Source organism: Bacillus sp. FSL K6-3200 (genome assembly GCF_038630485.1).
In the GTDB taxonomy this organism is placed as follows: Bacteria; Bacillota; Bacilli; order Bacillales; family Bacillaceae; genus Bacillus; species Bacillus safensis.
Genome location: NZ_CP152032.1, coordinates 3,037,687 through 3,052,719, shown reverse-complemented (window position 1 = coordinate 3,052,719; position 15,033 = coordinate 3,037,687). Strand labels below are relative to the sequence as shown.

General features: G+C 40.6%; 19 protein-coding genes. 2 read left to right on the top strand and 17 right to left on the bottom strand.

From position 1 onward, the window contains the following. Positions 1–18 precede the first annotated feature (18 nt). The 11 genes from MHI60_RS15625 to MHI60_RS15575 form a co-directional block, all read right to left on the bottom strand. The gene (locus MHI60_RS15625) at positions 19–831 is read right to left on the bottom strand and encodes a purine-nucleoside phosphorylase (RefSeq protein WP_034622381.1); all 813 of its coding nucleotides are present in this window, start codon (positions 829–831) and stop codon (positions 19–21) included. 11 nt (positions 832–842) lie between these two features. Next, the gene (gene deoB, locus MHI60_RS15620) at positions 843–2,027 is read right to left on the bottom strand and encodes a phosphopentomutase (RefSeq protein ID WP_144471021.1); all 1,185 of its coding nucleotides are present in this window, start codon (positions 2,025–2,027) and stop codon (positions 843–845) included. 153 nt (positions 2,028–2,180) lie between these two features. Continuing rightward, a complete protein-coding gene (xerD, locus tag MHI60_RS15615; protein WP_111290533.1) occupies positions 2,181–3,071 on the bottom strand; it encodes a site-specific tyrosine recombinase XerD in 891 nt (296 codons plus the stop codon). 6 nt (positions 3,072–3,077) lie between these two features. Further along, positions 3,078–3,305 carry a YqzK family protein gene (locus MHI60_RS15610; RefSeq protein ID WP_003215798.1) on the bottom strand — a complete coding sequence of 76 codons (228 nt, stop codon included), beginning with the start codon at positions 3,303–3,305 and terminating at the stop codon, positions 3,078–3,080. Positions 3,306–3,422: 117 nt separating this feature from the next. Then, complete coding sequence (gene fur / locus MHI60_RS15605; protein ID WP_003215577.1) at positions 3,423–3,875, bottom strand: ferric iron uptake transcriptional regulator; 453 nt, start codon at positions 3,873–3,875, stop codon at positions 3,423–3,425. Positions 3,876–3,985: 110 nt separating this feature from the next. Continuing rightward, positions 3,986–4,630, bottom strand: coding sequence for a stage II sporulation protein M (gene spoIIM, locus MHI60_RS15600; RefSeq protein ID WP_144484547.1), 645 nt, complete (start codon positions 4,628–4,630; stop codon positions 3,986–3,988). A 116-nt stretch (positions 4,631–4,746) separates the two neighbouring features. Next, positions 4,747–5,877 carry a S8 family peptidase gene (locus MHI60_RS15595; protein WP_095408932.1) on the bottom strand — a complete coding sequence of 377 codons (1,131 nt, stop codon included), beginning with the start codon at positions 5,875–5,877 and terminating at the stop codon, positions 4,747–4,749. A 111-nt stretch (positions 5,878–5,988) separates the two neighbouring features. Then, complete coding sequence (locus MHI60_RS15590; protein ID WP_048239288.1) at positions 5,989–6,210, bottom strand: hypothetical protein; 222 nt, start codon at positions 6,208–6,210, stop codon at positions 5,989–5,991. Positions 6,211–6,278: 68 nt separating this feature from the next. Continuing rightward, positions 6,279–6,731 (bottom strand): GNAT family N-acetyltransferase, encoded by a 453-nt coding sequence (locus MHI60_RS15585; RefSeq protein ID WP_144484550.1) that lies wholly within the window; start codon positions 6,729–6,731, stop codon positions 6,279–6,281. Beyond that, positions 6,718–7,899: a TIGR00375 family protein gene (locus tag MHI60_RS15580; RefSeq protein ID WP_048239286.1), complete on the bottom strand. Its 1,182-nt coding sequence runs from the start codon at positions 7,897–7,899 to the stop codon at positions 6,718–6,720. The genes MHI60_RS15585 and MHI60_RS15580 overlap by 14 nt, the downstream gene beginning before the upstream one ends. After that, on the bottom strand, positions 7,896–8,453 hold the full coding sequence (locus MHI60_RS15575) for an NUDIX hydrolase (protein WP_095408935.1): 558 nt from the start codon (positions 8,451–8,453) through the stop codon (positions 7,896–7,898). Before MHI60_RS15575 ends, MHI60_RS15580 begins: the two co-directional genes overlap by 4 nt. Before the next feature lie 168 nt (positions 8,454–8,621). Here MHI60_RS15575 and MHI60_RS15570 point away from each other — a divergent pair, with 168 nt between their 5' ends. Continuing rightward, positions 8,622–9,545, top strand: coding sequence for an aldo/keto reductase (locus MHI60_RS15570; RefSeq protein ID WP_095408936.1), 924 nt, complete (start codon positions 8,622–8,624; stop codon positions 9,543–9,545). A gap of 305 nt (positions 9,546–9,850) precedes the next feature. On the opposite strand, the gene MHI60_RS15565 is transcribed toward MHI60_RS15570, so the two are convergent. After that, positions 9,851–10,075: a YqkE family protein gene (locus tag MHI60_RS15565; protein ID WP_024422881.1), complete on the bottom strand. Its 225-nt coding sequence runs from the start codon at positions 10,073–10,075 to the stop codon at positions 9,851–9,853. Between the two features lie 123 nt (positions 10,076–10,198). On the opposite strand from MHI60_RS15565, the gene MHI60_RS15560 reads away from it, so the two are divergent. Beyond that, on the top strand, positions 10,199–11,125 hold the full coding sequence (locus MHI60_RS15560; protein WP_144484553.1) for an alpha/beta hydrolase: 927 nt from the start codon (positions 10,199–10,201) through the stop codon (positions 11,123–11,125). A gap of 26 nt (positions 11,126–11,151) precedes the next feature. Here MHI60_RS15560 and MHI60_RS15555 read toward each other — a convergent pair whose 3' ends face one another. The 5 genes from MHI60_RS15555 to MHI60_RS15535 all read right to left on the bottom strand — a co-directional run bounded on the left by MHI60_RS15555 (position 11,152) and on the right by MHI60_RS15535 (position 14,824). Beyond that, positions 11,152–12,414 carry a tetratricopeptide repeat protein gene (locus MHI60_RS15555; RefSeq protein ID WP_024428051.1) on the bottom strand — a complete coding sequence of 421 codons (1,263 nt, stop codon included), beginning with the start codon at positions 12,412–12,414 and terminating at the stop codon, positions 11,152–11,154. Positions 12,415–12,716: 302 nt separating this feature from the next. Continuing rightward, positions 12,717–12,956 carry a YqkC family protein gene (locus MHI60_RS15550; protein WP_095408938.1) on the bottom strand — a complete coding sequence of 80 codons (240 nt, stop codon included), beginning with the start codon at positions 12,954–12,956 and terminating at the stop codon, positions 12,717–12,719. 12 nt (positions 12,957–12,968) lie between these two features. Then, positions 12,969–13,295 (bottom strand): iron-sulfur cluster biosynthesis family protein, encoded by a 327-nt coding sequence (locus MHI60_RS15545; RefSeq protein WP_024428050.1) that lies wholly within the window; start codon positions 13,293–13,295, stop codon positions 12,969–12,971. Between the two features lie 72 nt (positions 13,296–13,367). Beyond that, entirely contained in the window at positions 13,368–14,348 is a 981-nt protein-coding gene (locus tag MHI60_RS15540) for a GNAT family N-acetyltransferase (protein ID WP_144484556.1), read from the bottom strand. Next, a complete protein-coding gene (locus MHI60_RS15535) occupies positions 14,345–14,824 on the bottom strand; it encodes a GNAT family N-acetyltransferase (RefSeq protein ID WP_144484559.1) in 480 nt (159 codons plus the stop codon). Before MHI60_RS15535 ends, MHI60_RS15540 begins: the two co-directional genes overlap by 4 nt. Positions 14,825–15,033 lie beyond the last annotated feature (209 nt).

Sequence of the window (15,033 nt, the reverse complement as noted above, 5' to 3'; positions counted from 1 at the left end):
AAGGCTTCTGGACACATGCTATGAAAGTTGTTTGACGATGTCTTTTACTAAATCAAGAAAACTTGCTTTCACTTTTTCCGTTACTTCGATCACTTCATCATGAGACAGCGGCTGATCCAAAATACCAGATGCCGCATTGGAAATGCATGAAATGCCAAGCACTTTGATTCCTGCATGACGCGCAACAATGACTTCTGGAACAGTCGACATTCCTACCGCATCTGCTCCAAGTGTTCTTAGGAAACGAACTTCAGCAGGTGTTTCATATGAAGGGCCTGTCATCCCTGCATAAACCCCTTGCTGTACAGATATACCTAAACGCTGGGCTGTTTCTTCTGCAAGTGCCAGCAATTCTTTATCGTACGGTGCAGACATATCAGGGAAACGAACGCCTTGACTGTCATTTGGGCCAATTAATGGATTGGTTCCCATCATATTGATATGATCTGTGATCAGCATGAGATCTCCTGGACGGAATGACGTATTCACACCGCCAGCTGCATTTGTGACAATGCATGTTTCAATGCCAATTTCTTTCATCACACGGACAGGAAACGTCACTTGCTTCATATCATATCCTTCATAGAAATGAAAACGTCCTTGCATCGCGCAAACGACAGTGCCTTTAAGCGTTCCGATCACGAGCTGCCCTGCATGTCCCTCTACTGTTGAAACAGGAAATCCAGGAATATCTTCATATTTTATTTTGATTGGATTTTCAATCTCATCTGCTAAAATGCCAAGCCCTGATCCTAAAATCAATCCAACTGTTGGTACATATGTCGATGCTTGTTTAATGTATGCCGCCGCTTCTGAAAACTGTGCTCCCACGAGATTTCCCCCTATTTGAGTTTAGATAAAAAGCTTGTTCCGTATTTTGGCATCGCTATCTTGAAATTATCTGCAACGGTTGCCCCAAGATCAGCAAACGTTTTTGCTGTTGGCAGTTCATTTGCTTCCTGATGCTTTTTACTGTAAGCAATGAGCGGAACGTATTCTCTTGTATGGTCTGTTCCGTGATGAACCGGGTCATTTCCATGATCTGCTGTGATCACAAGAAGATCATCCTCTTTCATCAGGTCAAACACTTCAGGAAGACGTGCGTCAAATTCCTCTAGTGCTTTTCCATAACCCTCTGGATCTCTTCTATGTCCGTAAAGAGCGTCAAAATCAACAAGGTTTAAAAAGCTGAGTCCTGTAAAGTCTGTTTTAAGTGTATCGACCAGCTTGTCCATTCCATCCATGTTCGATTTTGTTCTGAGAGATGATGTGATTCCTTCGCCGTCATAAATATCAGAGATTTTTCCGATCGCAATGACATCGAGCCCATCATCTTTCAATTCATTCATGACTGTACGGTCAAATGGTTTTAACGCATAGTCATGACGGTTTGGCGTTCTAACAAATGCGCCAGGCTCTCCGACAAACGGACGAGCGATAATCCGTCCAACCATATATTTTTCATCTAATGTAAGTTCACGGGCAATTTCACAAATACGGTAAAGCTCATCTAATGGCACAACTTCTTCGTGCGCAGCAATTTGCAGCACAGAATCCGCAGATGTATAAACGATTAAATCGCCTGTTTTCATGTGCTCTTCGCCAAGCTCATCTAAAATTTCCGTACCGGACGCAGGTTTATTTCCAATAATACCTCGGCCAGTTTTTTCTTTTAATTCATTTAATAGTTCATCTGGGAATCCGTCTGGAAAGACTTTGAACGGTGTGTCTATGTAAAGACCCATGATTTCCCAGTGTCCCGTCATTGTGTCTTTACCGTTTGATGCTTCTTGCATTTTTCCATAATACGCAAGCGGTTTTTCATCCGCTGGAATTCCTTTGATTTCTTTAATATGACTCAGCCCAAGCTTCGCCATATTCGGCATATGAAGCCCGTTCATTTTTTCAGCAATATGTCCAAGTGTATCTGCACCTACATCATTAAAATCAGCAGCATCTGGTGCTTCCCCAATCCCTACTGAATCCATTACGACGAGGAAAATGCGTTTATACTGATAATCAGGCATTAAAAAGCGCCTCCTTCAATATTCTTGTCTTTTGACCTTTCAAACAGAGAGAGGTCAGACATCTCAAGTATAAACCGTTTACAAGCCAGTTGACAACCATAAACGGTGTAAACAAAAAAAAGCATGACACCCGTTCACCGTGTCATGCTTTACTTATGCCCTTGGATGGAATTTGTGATACACATCTTTCAGTCTTGTTTTCGTCACATGTGTATAAATTTGTGTTGTTGAGATATCGGCATGTCCGAGCATCTCCTGTACGGCTCTTAAGTCCGCACCGTTTTCAAGCAGGTGTGTAGCAAATGAATGTCTGAGCGTATGAGGCGTCAGTTCCTTTTGAATCCCTGCTTCGATGGCTCGTTTTTTTAAGTTCTTCCAGAAACCTTGCCGTGACATTTTTTTTCCGTGATGATTGAGAAATAGGGCATCTGACGGCTGTTTTTTTAACAGCTTGCTTCTTCCCTTTTCGATATATTCTTCAATCGCGCTTGCAGCAGCTTCACCAATTGGCACAATTCGCTCTTTTCTTCCTTTTCCAAAACAGCGGATAAAGCCCATTGTGAGGTGAACATCCGCAAGGGTCAGATCCAGCATTTCACTGACGCGAATGCCCGTTGCATATAAGAGCTCAAGCATTGCTTTGTCTCGGTAGTCAAAGGGCGTGTGCTGATTTGGTGTATCAAGCAGCTTTTCGACCTCTCCTAATGATAGAACTTTCGGTAAAGTCCGCTCTGTTTTTTGCGTTTCAATGTTCCATGACGGGTCATCCGTTGTCACTTTTTCCCGAAGCAGAAATTGATGAAAGGAACGGATCGATGATAGATGCCGTACAGACGTTTTACTCGATTTCCCTTCCTCTTTTAGCTTCTTTAAATAATGAATAATATGCAGGCGCGTGACATCGCCAATATCCGTCAGCTGTTCATGTGTCATTAAAAAAGACAAGTAGTTCTGTAAATCTCTTTTATAAGAAACAATGGTATTTTCAGAGAGTCCTCTCTCTACTGTCATAAAATGAATAAAGTCGGATAATTGATCGTTCAATGATTTCTACTCCCCGTTTTGATAAAAATAAATCAATCGGTCTTGCCAGTTGTCTTGATTCGGCTGATCCATTTCCATCACTTTAATTGCTGCACCCTCTGGTTTATCATAACGATGGTAGCTTTCATATTCTGAATTTATCCATATCATAGCATAATAGAACAGGACGGTAAAACCAGTGAACAAGATAAATACTTTCATCACTTCACCTGTTGTTTTGAGCCATTTTCGCATGATCTTCATGTCCTTTCTCACCTTCTCATTACTTCAGCATATGCCAGGTAGGACAAGGAATATACAGCGAAAATGCAAAAAACCTCTTCATCTTAAATGAAAAGGTTCCAATTCGGATTATTTGCCGGATTCATCATCATGACACCGGTGGCAGATACCATGGAATGTCAATCTATGATCCTTAATTTTAAATTTCCAGTCACGTTCAATAATCTCTTCGACATCTTCTAATAAATCATCTTCTATCTCATCGACTGTTCCGCATTCCATGCAGACAAGATGATGATGGAAGTGAGCGGCTCCTTCTTTGCGAAGATCATATCGCGAAACGCCGTCTCCAAAGTTAATTTTATCAACAACTTTCAGTTCAGTGAGCAATTCTAACGTCCGATAAACAGTAGCAAGACCAATTTCAGGAGACTTCTCTTTTACGAGGAGGTATACATCTTCTGCACTTAAATGGTCTTCTTCATTCTCAAGCAGTACTCTTACTGTTGCTTCACGCTGTGGCGTGAGCTTGTAGCTGGAAGAATGAAGCTGTTTCTTAATTCGATCAATCCTATTTTCCATTGACTTTCCCTCCTACGCCACATTACTTGATCATTATATCAAATGATGTGCTGAGAGCCAACTATAATCATTTTAAATTGATAAATAAATTGATTATTAATTAATAACGATTATAAAATAACGCCTGCCAGCTTTTTCATCAGCATGAATGATACGTACGATTCAAAAAAGGACGAAAGTGCAGCAAGCGCTAAAATCATCAGCAGAACAGATGCATATCGGCCAAACCACTGGATGGGTGCTTGACTGATGGTTTTTTTCATGAAAAGCTGTCCAATGAGACGGATGGAAAATGCAATCGCACAGGTGCCAATCACTAAATAAGCTGGAATGAGCAAAATGTTTTGCGGAAGCACCGATACGAACGAGAGAAAAAATCCACTCAGCCCCATTTGATTCACGAGAAAACCAACAGTAAACCCAACAACAATTCCTTTTAAAAAGATCATGAGAAAGATGAGCGGCAGACCAACGATGGATATTCCCAGTATCCACATAAGACCTAAATATTTCATATGATGCAGAAAGCTTTGTATAAACATTTCTTTTGATTCTGCTGCTTTCTCATTTGTCAGCTGCCCAAAAAATTGATTTAAATAATAGAATAAATCCTCTTTCTGACTGAATGTCATGCTATTGACAATGATGGCCCCGAAGATCACACCCATTAAAAAGAGTACAGAGACAAATAAATAAATCGAGAGATGATCTTTTACGTGCTGAAGAAGATGTTCCTTCCAAGACTTTTTCCGCATGTGTCTTCCTCCCAAATAGTAAGGTTACTAGATTCTATGAGAGAGATTACGAAACATGACAGTTTTATCGAAAGAAAAAAGAGAAAGCAGTCTGCTCACTGCTTTCTCTTTTTCAGTTATCGCGCGGCTTTTTGTACGTTCACAAGCCCTGCACCATAATAAAAAGGTTCTCCAAGTTTTGTTGCCGTTTTTGACAGTCTCTCACGCACTTCATCGTTTGTCAGATTCGGATGTTTTGATAGAATGACAGCCGCAGCCCCCGCTACATGCGGTGACGCCATTGACGTTCCGCTCATGTAGCCATATTCGTTATGAGGAATGGTGCTCAGCGTTGAAACGCCTGGTGCTGAGACTTCCACTTCCTCGCCAACAGATGAATCAAAGGCTCTTTGCTTTCTTTGGTCTACTGAAGCAACAGCCATCACTGAGCTGTATTTAGCCGGATAGTCAATCGTATTGAGAGATCCATAACTTCCTTCATTCCCTGCAGAAGCCACAATGAGAATCCCTTTATCATACGCTCTATCTACCGCTTCTTTCAGCGCCTCAGATTCACTTGCGCCCCCCATACTAATATTGATGACATCCATGTCATTCTCAATGGCCCATTCAATCCCTTTAATGATCCAGCTATAGTAGCCGTCACCATTTTCATCTGCCACCTTGACAGCATAGATAGAAGCCTTTGGCGCAACACCCACGACACCTACCTTATTATCTAATGCGGCAATTGTGCCTGCCACATGCGTTCCATGTTTATGCGGGTCAACAAGCGGATCAGACTCTGCCGGAACAAAGCTCACCCCGCCGGTGACATGTAAATCCTCATGTTTGCCGTCGATGCCGCTGTCAAGGACTGCTACTTTGACATTCTGTCCAGCGTATCCTTGTTTATGTACCTTTTTTGCTTTGATGCTTTTAATGCCATATGGAATAGTTTGACTGCTTGTTTTTGCTTTTTGGTCTTCCTCAATGAAGGTTACTTCTTTTGCTTCATTCAGTTTCTTTTTCGATGCCTCATTCAACGACACTTTCATCATATCTATTTTCTCTATTGATTCTTTCACATGCCCGCCAGCTTCTTCTACAAGCTGTTTTTGTGTTTTGTCTTGAACGGAAGAAGAAAAGCCGATCATGTACTCTTTTTTTGCTTGCTCCTTTGCTGAAATATCTGACGCGCCAAACATGACCGATGCCACAAGCACACTTGCCATACAAAGCCCTGCTCCAAATGACTTGACGTTCACGATACTCACTCTCCCTTTCGTTTCTTTTTGTCATTTAACTACATTTTTAGACAAAAAGAAACGACCGTTTGTCCTATTTTTTAAAATTTTTCCATTTATTTGATCTAGTTGTCATAAAAAAGCAAAATAAAAATGCTTATGATCCTCTTGATAGTGATCATAAGCATTTCGTCCTTTATGTTTCTTCATCATGTGCTGTAAGGTTTCTTGTTTTGTTTTTGTCTTTCTTTCGTGTGTGCTAAAATGCGGAATGTCTCCTCTCGACAGTTCTGGATTTCGGCTCTGCTGCCTTTGGATATGCTCTCGTTTTTTCTTTGCTTTGCTTTTTCCCATTTGGCAAAACTCCTTTCGTTGACGTTATGATACACGATGTTACATAAAAAAGATAGACGTATACACGCCTATCTTTCTGTTTTCACCATATCAAGATGCGGAATCCCATCTTCATCATAAACATGTGAGACGGCCTTGAAACCAAATGATTCGTAAAATGACTTCAGGTAGGCTTGCGCCTGTATTTTGACACTTGTTTCACCTAGTTCACTAAGCTTTTCCAAAGCCTTGATGAGCAGCATCTTTCCATACCCTTTTTTCCGGCCGGCCTGCGTCACAAGAATGCGGCCGATGGACGCCTCCTTGTACATGATCCCGTTTTGGAAAATTCGGCAATAAGCCACAATCGTGCCGCTCTCTTTTGCGATGAGATGAAGCGCTTCTTGGTCCCGGTGATCAATTTCAGGATAAGGGCATGTTTGTTCTACAACAAACACGTTGACTCTTTCCATGAGAATCAAGTAAAGATCCTCTTTTGACAATTGTTCAAACGTTTGACATGTCCATTTAATGTGACTCATGATTGATATCCACCTTACCGTATACTCCGCCTCCACCAGCGATCAGTCCCACTTCACCCTTCCTTGCTTTGATGATGTAGCCCGCTGTCTTTTCTGGCAGAACGGCTTTTAGTTCTTGTTCTGTTGCTTGATGTAGAATATTCATCTCTGTGTGAAACACGGCTTTTAGCTTCTCCAGCGTTTTGGGTCCAACACCCGGAATAAACTGAAGCGGGAGCTGATGAACATAAGGAGGTCTCGTTCCTTTTTCACTTTCTTGGTCAGCAAGCTCCTTTAAACGCTCACTCACTCCTTTTGTCATCCGGGTATGTCCGCATACGTGGCACTCTTCTTGATCTGGTGCGTGAGGTCTTACCCCGCATTTCTCGCAGGTCGTATGATAGTACTTCCCAAGCCGCGGAGCAAGTCCATAATTTCCAGTAACGGCTCTGCCATCTTTTTCTTCTAGGGCTAGCTTGAATTCTTCAAAAGAGGCATGATCCATTTTGATTTTTGTATATTCACGCGCGATTTTTCCTAAAGAATGAGCATCTGAATTCGTTAAAAAGGGATAACGGTTCAGCTCACTCAGCTGGGACGCCATTGACGTATCGCAGCTAAGTCCAAGCTCAACAGCATCAATAAGATCAGGATCAAATACTTCCGTTAAAGAAGTGTTGACGCCTTTGCCGTATAGACTTTTATGCGGCGTGAAAATATGAGCAGGAATAAACAATCCTCCCAGCTCCTTAACCTTGCGTTGAAGTGTTTTCCCATCAACATAGAGGCGCTGTGAACTCAAATGCACATTTTTCATATGAAGCGAAAGCCATGCGGAAAACTCAGACATTTTGTGTAGTGTGGGCATAAATGCAAGCACATGAATTGGACCCTTTGAATGGTCATCATTGATTTCTAATTCACTGCCTAAAAGCAGCACTGTCTGTCCAAATGATAAACCGCCGTCATTTAGTTCAGTGTACCTGCCTTCCTCTACACCTTCTATTAATTCTTCTAGGACTTCTGGAGATTGTGCATCAATCACACCAATCATCCCCATCCCTTTACTTTCTGCAGCTTCAATAAGAATTTGATCAATTGTCAGTGACCTTGCACCTGTAATTTTGACAGCTCTGCCTGTTCTTGTTCTGCCAATATGGATATGGATGTCTGCAAAAAATTCCTTCATTTTGTTGACTCAAGTACCTCTTGCAGTTGTAAGTACTGAATGGCATAGGCTGTTTTTGCATCATAAATATGCTGCTCTTCAATGAGGTGCAAGGCTTCTTCTAATGAAACTTCCATTACTTCGACAAATTCATCTTCATCCAGCTCTCTTTTTTCTTCAAGCGGAACTAGCTGATCCGCTAGATAGATGTGGACAATTTCATCTGCAAAACCAGGTGATGTATAAAAGGCCGTCAGCTTTTGAAGCTGCTGAGTTGTATATCCTGTTTCTTCTTCCAATTCTCTTAATGCTGTATGTTCCGGCTCTTCCCCTTTTTCTAGTTTTCCGGCCGGGATTTCAACGATGGATCTCTCTAGTGCTTTACGGTATTGTTTGACCAAGATGATTTTATTTTCGTCTGTACGTGCAATGACGGCTACTGCACCAGGATGTTTAATGATTTCGCGTTTGCCCTGTTTTCCATTAGGCAATTCTACATCTTCAAGAACCAAATCAATAATTTTTCCGTTGTATAATTCTTTAGACGATAATGTTTTTTCTTCAAAGTCCTTCAATTTTGTCAGCTCCTCGTTCTACTTTCACTTTTTACTTCATTTATTTTAACATAGATGATTTAAGAGAAGCGAAAAGCAAAACGCTTGCTTCAATGCGCCATTTGAAATCACCTAGCTTGAATTCCTTATTTTTTTCACTTAATGTGAAAGGATAGGAGTGTGATGGAATTGAAAAAAAGACGAATAGGCACCTCAGATCTCTTAGTGAGCGAAGCGGCATTAGGATGCATGTCTCTTGGGACTGAAAAAGAAAAAGCGCTCTCTTTATTAGATGAGGCCATTGATCTCGGAATTAACTATTTGGATACAGCCGATTTATATGATTTTGGGACAAATGAGGAAATTGTCGGAGAAGCCATTAAAAACAGACGGCAGGATTTGATTTTGGCGACAAAAGGCGGCAACCGCTTTGAAAAAGGCAAATCAGGCTGGGACTGGGATCCTTCAAAGGCGTACATAAAGGAAGCAGTAAAACAAAGCCTCAAGCGGCTTCAAACAGATTATATTGATTTATATCAATTACACGGAGGCACGATTGATGACCCCATTGATGAAACGATTGAAGCTTTTGAAGAATTAGTAGAAGAAGGGGTTATTCGTTATTATGGCATTTCATCTATCCGTCCAAATGTCATAAAAGAATATGCCAAAAAGTCGAATATCGTAAGCGTGATGATGCAATATAGTTTACTCGACCGCCGCCCAGAAGAATGGTTCTCTCTTCTTGAAGAACAAAGCATTAGTGTCGTCGCAAGAGGTCCTTTAGCGAAAGGATTATTAACTGAAAAGCCACTTTCTCAAGCAAGTGCAGCGATTCAAAAAAATGGCTATCTTCAATATTCATTTGAAGAGCTCCAGCAGATCATTCCTTCTTTAAAGAAAGTCGCTTATGACCTATCACTCACTGAACTGTCCATTCAGTACATACTGAAACATTCTGCGGTCAGTTCCGTTGTATTTGGCGCAAGCTCGGTGGATCAATTAAAAGAAAATATAACAGCAGCAAATGCACGTTCTTTAAGTGATCAAGAAATCAAAGCATTGACATATTATACAAAACCATCTGTGTATGAGGCGCACCGGTTCAAATAAGAAAAAAGATCACATCTGTGATCTCTGAGATTGTAGAAAAACTTATGTTTTTCTACAATTTTTTATTTTAGCGTATGTATGAGGCTCAACCGGCTGTGGAGAAGCCTCTATTGCACAGCTCCGTTTATGCTTTTTTTTTCTGGAGCTGATTGTAGCTTATTTGATCAGTTCATCCGAAAAATGGATTTTCTCTATTAAAAAAGAGAAGGGGGCAGAAGTGTTTTTCTTTAAGCACTTATGTTTCTGCTGTGGATCTATCTCAAAATGATGGCATGAAAAAAAGGAGTCTCATTACTCCCTTTTTTTTAGCTTTTATACTTTCTCCAGTCTAAATGGCTTTCATCTAGCAGCTCTGAAAAGCTTTTGTTTTTTTCTTTTTCTTTCTGCTGCCGAAGGAGGTCTTGTCGTTTTTGTTCTTCTCTTTTTTCTGTCTCGACGGCAAGGTTCTGCTTCATTTGAAGAAGCTGCTGTTTGACATCATCGTTTATGCCGTCCTTTAATTTCGCTTGATCTTGTTTGGTCTTTTTCATTGTGCCTCTCTCCTTTTGACTTAGTGTATCATCCGTTTTATTTTCTGAGCAAGAGGCACGCCAATCTACCAACATGTGGTATGATCATCATAGGAAAAACTTCGGAAAGGAAGAATCGGCTAGATGAAGAAATGGATCGCTATATGTGCCTTCATATTATGTCCACTCGCTGCAATCGGCATTTTTTTCACCAATAAAATGATGTATATTCGAAAATTAACGGATGAAGAGCTCATCAAACGAGAATCAGATGGAGGCCATTATCATCACGAGGAATTTCAACAGCTTAAAAAAGAGAAAGTGTGTATTCCTTCAGCATTTGGTTATGATCTCCATGGTTATTTTGTGCCGTCTTCTCAAACAACACGCACAATCGTCCTTTGCCACGGTGTTACCGTCAGTTTGATTAACTCCGTTAAGTATATGAAATTATTCCAAAAGGTCGGTTGGAATGTGATGCTTTATGATCATAGAAGACATGGGATGAGCGGCGGAAAAACCACGAGTTATGGATATTACGAAAAAGAAGATCTAGCGAAGATCGTAAAGTGGCTCAGACAAAAGCTCGGAGAAAGTGCCATTATTGGGATACACGGAGAATCAATGGGTGCAGTCACGACCTTGTTATATGCCGCAAAGCCGGAAGCAAACGCCAATTTTTACATAGCAGACTGCCCTTTTGCTTCTTTTGAGGACCAGCTTCTGTATCGATTAAAAACAGATTTTCGCCTTTCTGGGCAATGGATTCTTCCACTAAGTGATCAAGTGTTGAAATGGCGGGATGGATACCGCATCCGGCAAGTTTCCCCTCTTGATGTGATTGATCAGGTGAAAGAACCGGTACTTTTTATTCATAGCCGCCATGACGACTATATCCCCTGTGAGCAAAGTCAGCAGTTATATGCACGAAAAAAGGGTGGCAAACAGTTATTTATTGCGCCACACGGTGCGCATGCAATGTCTTTTACCGAAAATAAGGAAGCTTATGAGCAAGAAGTTCAAGCATTTCTTCAAAGGTTTGAATTGAATGAAAATAAAAGAGGAGAATGAACAGCAGTTCGTCCCCTCTTTTTGAGCTAACTTATGCGATAGTCACCACTGTTGTATGGTGTCTGCCCGCAAGCTCCATATGGCTCTCTTCCGATTGCTGCTGACTCATGACCGATAATCCTGCAGTTGCTGCCAATAAAAGAACTATCAAACTCGTTTTCATATAAATGACCCCCATTTTGAATTTTTGATATAGCTTGAATTTTCCTTTCGTAAAACCGGGTAGATACTTCAAAGAGTCCAAGCTCATTGTAATAATGAGCCGCATCAAGTGCCAATTCCTCAATATCTGGGTATAAGCGCTTGTCCTCGAGCAGGTCTAATGTATCGTCTATGATTGTTATGTCTGCATCAACGTATAATGCTTTTAAGAACTGAAATTTGCAGATGTAAATTTCATCTTCTAATTCACAGGCCTTCATAATACCTTGTTGATAGAGGGTTAACGACTCTTCTATTTGTTTTTGTTTAAACAGGATTTGTGTCAGCATAAATAGTGGGTCTAGAGAGCGATTAAGATGGGTTAAATTCTCCTTTTCAAACACTTCAATAGAGTCTTTCAGATAACGGCTTGCTTCCGCAAGGTCATTCATTTGATAATAACAGTTACCTAAGTTGAAAAGGGCCGAACCTATGACTCGAGGGTTTCCAATTGAGCGTGCTCGCTTTAGAGCATTTTTAAAGTAGGGCAATGCATGTTCATAGCATTTCAAATCATCATAGTTTGCACCAATGACAAATTCACAGTGGATGATTCTCAGCGTGTACGTTCTGTAGGCAGAATACGTATCTAACGCTTGCAAGGCATAGTGCATCGAAAAGTGGGTTTGTTTCATGTGGTAGTAAATTTCTGCTAATTTAAAGTAAAATTCTGCTCTTTCTATATCATCTGATATGAGATTGAGCTTTTTTTCTGCTGAGCGGTAATAAGCAATGGCACTTAAATAGTTTCTCTGTTCAAATTCAAACATTCCTGTGAAAAAATGAACATAATATTCAAGCATATCCGTTAATTTCGTTTGTGAATGTTCAATCGTTTCTAGCAAATTCTTAATCTCTTCATCATTCGAGGCTTTCTTTGCCGGTTCAAAATATTCAAGCATCACCTTATGGCGAAAATCCATCAGCTGGTAAAACAATAACAAGTTTTGATCCTGCTCCATCTCGAGGATTTCCTGCTCGATCTCCGCCTTCAGCTTCTCTGCTTTCATCACATGAAATCCGCAAATCTGCCTATACCATTCGTTTATTTTGATTCCAACCTGAGGCGATGACAGCTTGAGCTTCAATTCACTTTAGCACCTCCCTTCTCATATACGATACATGTTGTATTCTATCACATTTCCTCGAATGGAAGAAATATGAAAAGTCATTTTTCGCAAAGTTTTCGGTATCCCGCAATAAACGCTGCAAATGCCTATTTTTCGGCATTTATAGCTACTATTTTTTTATTTCCAGCTTGCTCATTTTGTCGAATTGTTTGTTGAAAAACGGTTTTTTTTCGCTTCAAAAGATCATTTTTCAGATTAGACAACCGTGCTGTTTGATGAGATGATGAACGCACGAAAAAAACCCTTTCGAAAAAGGGCTTTTATAATACATCTGTTACTTGTTCCATATTTTCTTTGATCCAGTTGACAGCTAATTCGAGCGTTGGAAATTCTTCTGTTTCAAATGTGACTTCATCTTGAAGAAGCCAAACGTCCTTTTTCACCGAATCCATCCCACCTATTGACCAGTGCAAAAGGCTATAGGGATGATTGTTATTTAAAAACGACACCCATGTTTTATTCTGTGCCGTATTTTGTATCACTTTTAGCTTTTGATCCACTACATTTCCACCTTACTTTACAAGTATACCCATTCTCGGGCTGAGTATTTGTTGAGGACTTTTCAACATGAGTGTGTTGGCTTTTTCATTAAAATCAATCGTCATTTCCTCGTCAAAAAAGACCTTTTGTGCTGTGTGTATGTACAGCTTAAAGAGCTGATTATGCTTGAGCTCTTCCCATTCACCTGTCCTTTCACCTGTGAGCCAAATCATTGGGACACCGCTTACCGCACAGCCGCACCCATCTGAATCATAGCGAAGAAGCAGTTCTTTTGTTTCATGCCCTGCTTGTTGTTTTGTAAGGAACGCTGCTGCTGGTTCTGTTATATGAATATACATGCCGAACATCCTTTTTTCGTTGATTGTTATATTGTAACATATCAGTCATCAATTAAACATGTTCACGCCCTGTCAGCTCTTATGTCTGATCTTTTTCTTTAACTGATCTGACCAATTGTACGCTTCTTGTTCAATTTCTTTAATGAGCCCATCTTTTCCTTTCATATAACTTGCCATATCTTCAGGATAGGCTTTTGCCAATTGACGCTTTTTATCTGCATAGGCTTTGGCACGATCAGGTGAAGCTTTTAAATAATCTCGGAACACCAAATGCCTTTTTACATCATCATGTCCAGCTTCATAGGCGTGAACGTGATGTGTTCGGTTCAAGCCGCCTTTTCTAAAAAAACGTCTTCCCTTGAGTCCATTTTCTCCGAGCGGTTCATATCCAAGCTGGCGAAACTGATGGTTACACTCATCTAAGCCGCTGATATGTTTTACCTCTAGCAAGATATCAATAATTGGCTTAGCGGCCATTCCTATGACTGACGTACTGCCAATATGGTGGCCATATATCCAGTTGTCTCCAACTATCTTTTTCAGCTTGTCATGCTCCTCTTGAAATTGTTCTGGCCAGCTCGATTGGTATTCAATCACTTCCACCTTTCGAAGCATCAAACGTTCCATTTTTGTTAACATCAGATTGTTTTCCACCTGCAAACGGTCCTTCTGTTTAAATCCTAGTTTTTCATAAAGCTTGATTGCTGGTATATTTGCTTCCGCTGTTGTGAGCTCGATTGTTTTTTGATGCTGGATAATGGATTGCATGAGCGCTGTCCCGATTCCTTGATTGACATGATGAGGGTGCACAGCTAACCGGCTGAGGATGATCCGATCGTCGTGCAATTCATATGAAGCGATCCCTATCAAATGCCCCTCTTTTTCAAATCCTATGAAAATCTCTTCTGTTTCCATTATGTCTTTAACCGTTTCTTTTAAGGGCGGTAAATCTTGATAGCCAATTTGTTCTGCCTCCCGCTGATATGCGGACAATTGGATATGTAAAATCTCTTTTGCTTGTTCTTTATTTTTTTGATTCAGTCTGATGATCATGCGTTCGCCTCCAGCTTTTTCACAAATAGCACCCGATCTTCATGAATGCCGTCGTATTCTGAAAAAACTGAAATGCCATCCACTGTTTTATCTCCCTTTTCTATCTGAAAACCGAGCTTTGTATGGTAAGCAATCGAGACTTTATTTACAGGAGCTGTAATGGCCTTAATCGTTGTTCTTCCTTCCTTTTCAGCCGCTTCATAAAACGCTTGATAGAGAATTTTGCCAATCTTTAATTTCCGGTGGTCTGGATGTACCCCAACAAAGTGAATATACGCTTCATCTGAATGCGATTGCGATAAAAAACCGACTAAGAAGCCGATCAGTTCACCTTTTTCAACAACGACAAAACTTGTTTGCTGAAAATGTTCGAAAAATAGCTTTGGCAATTTCGCGCGCAAATCTCTGCCTCCCCACCAGTTTTGAATGACGGATGTGACCGCGTAAAAATCTGACGGCTTCACTTGACGTATCATGATGGCCTCGCCCCTTTTCATTTTTAGCTGCATCTCTCTTTTTTCACAAAAAATCAACTGTTTCAATAGTCTACCTGTCTGATCAATTGTTTGTAAAGGTGATGTATCAGCCTTTTTTCCTTTCAGCTTTGTTGGTTCTTCGTCCTTTCGCCGTCATCTCCTTTTAAATCTTCACACTTATTTCAAAAAGTTCACTTTTTGTGCGAAAG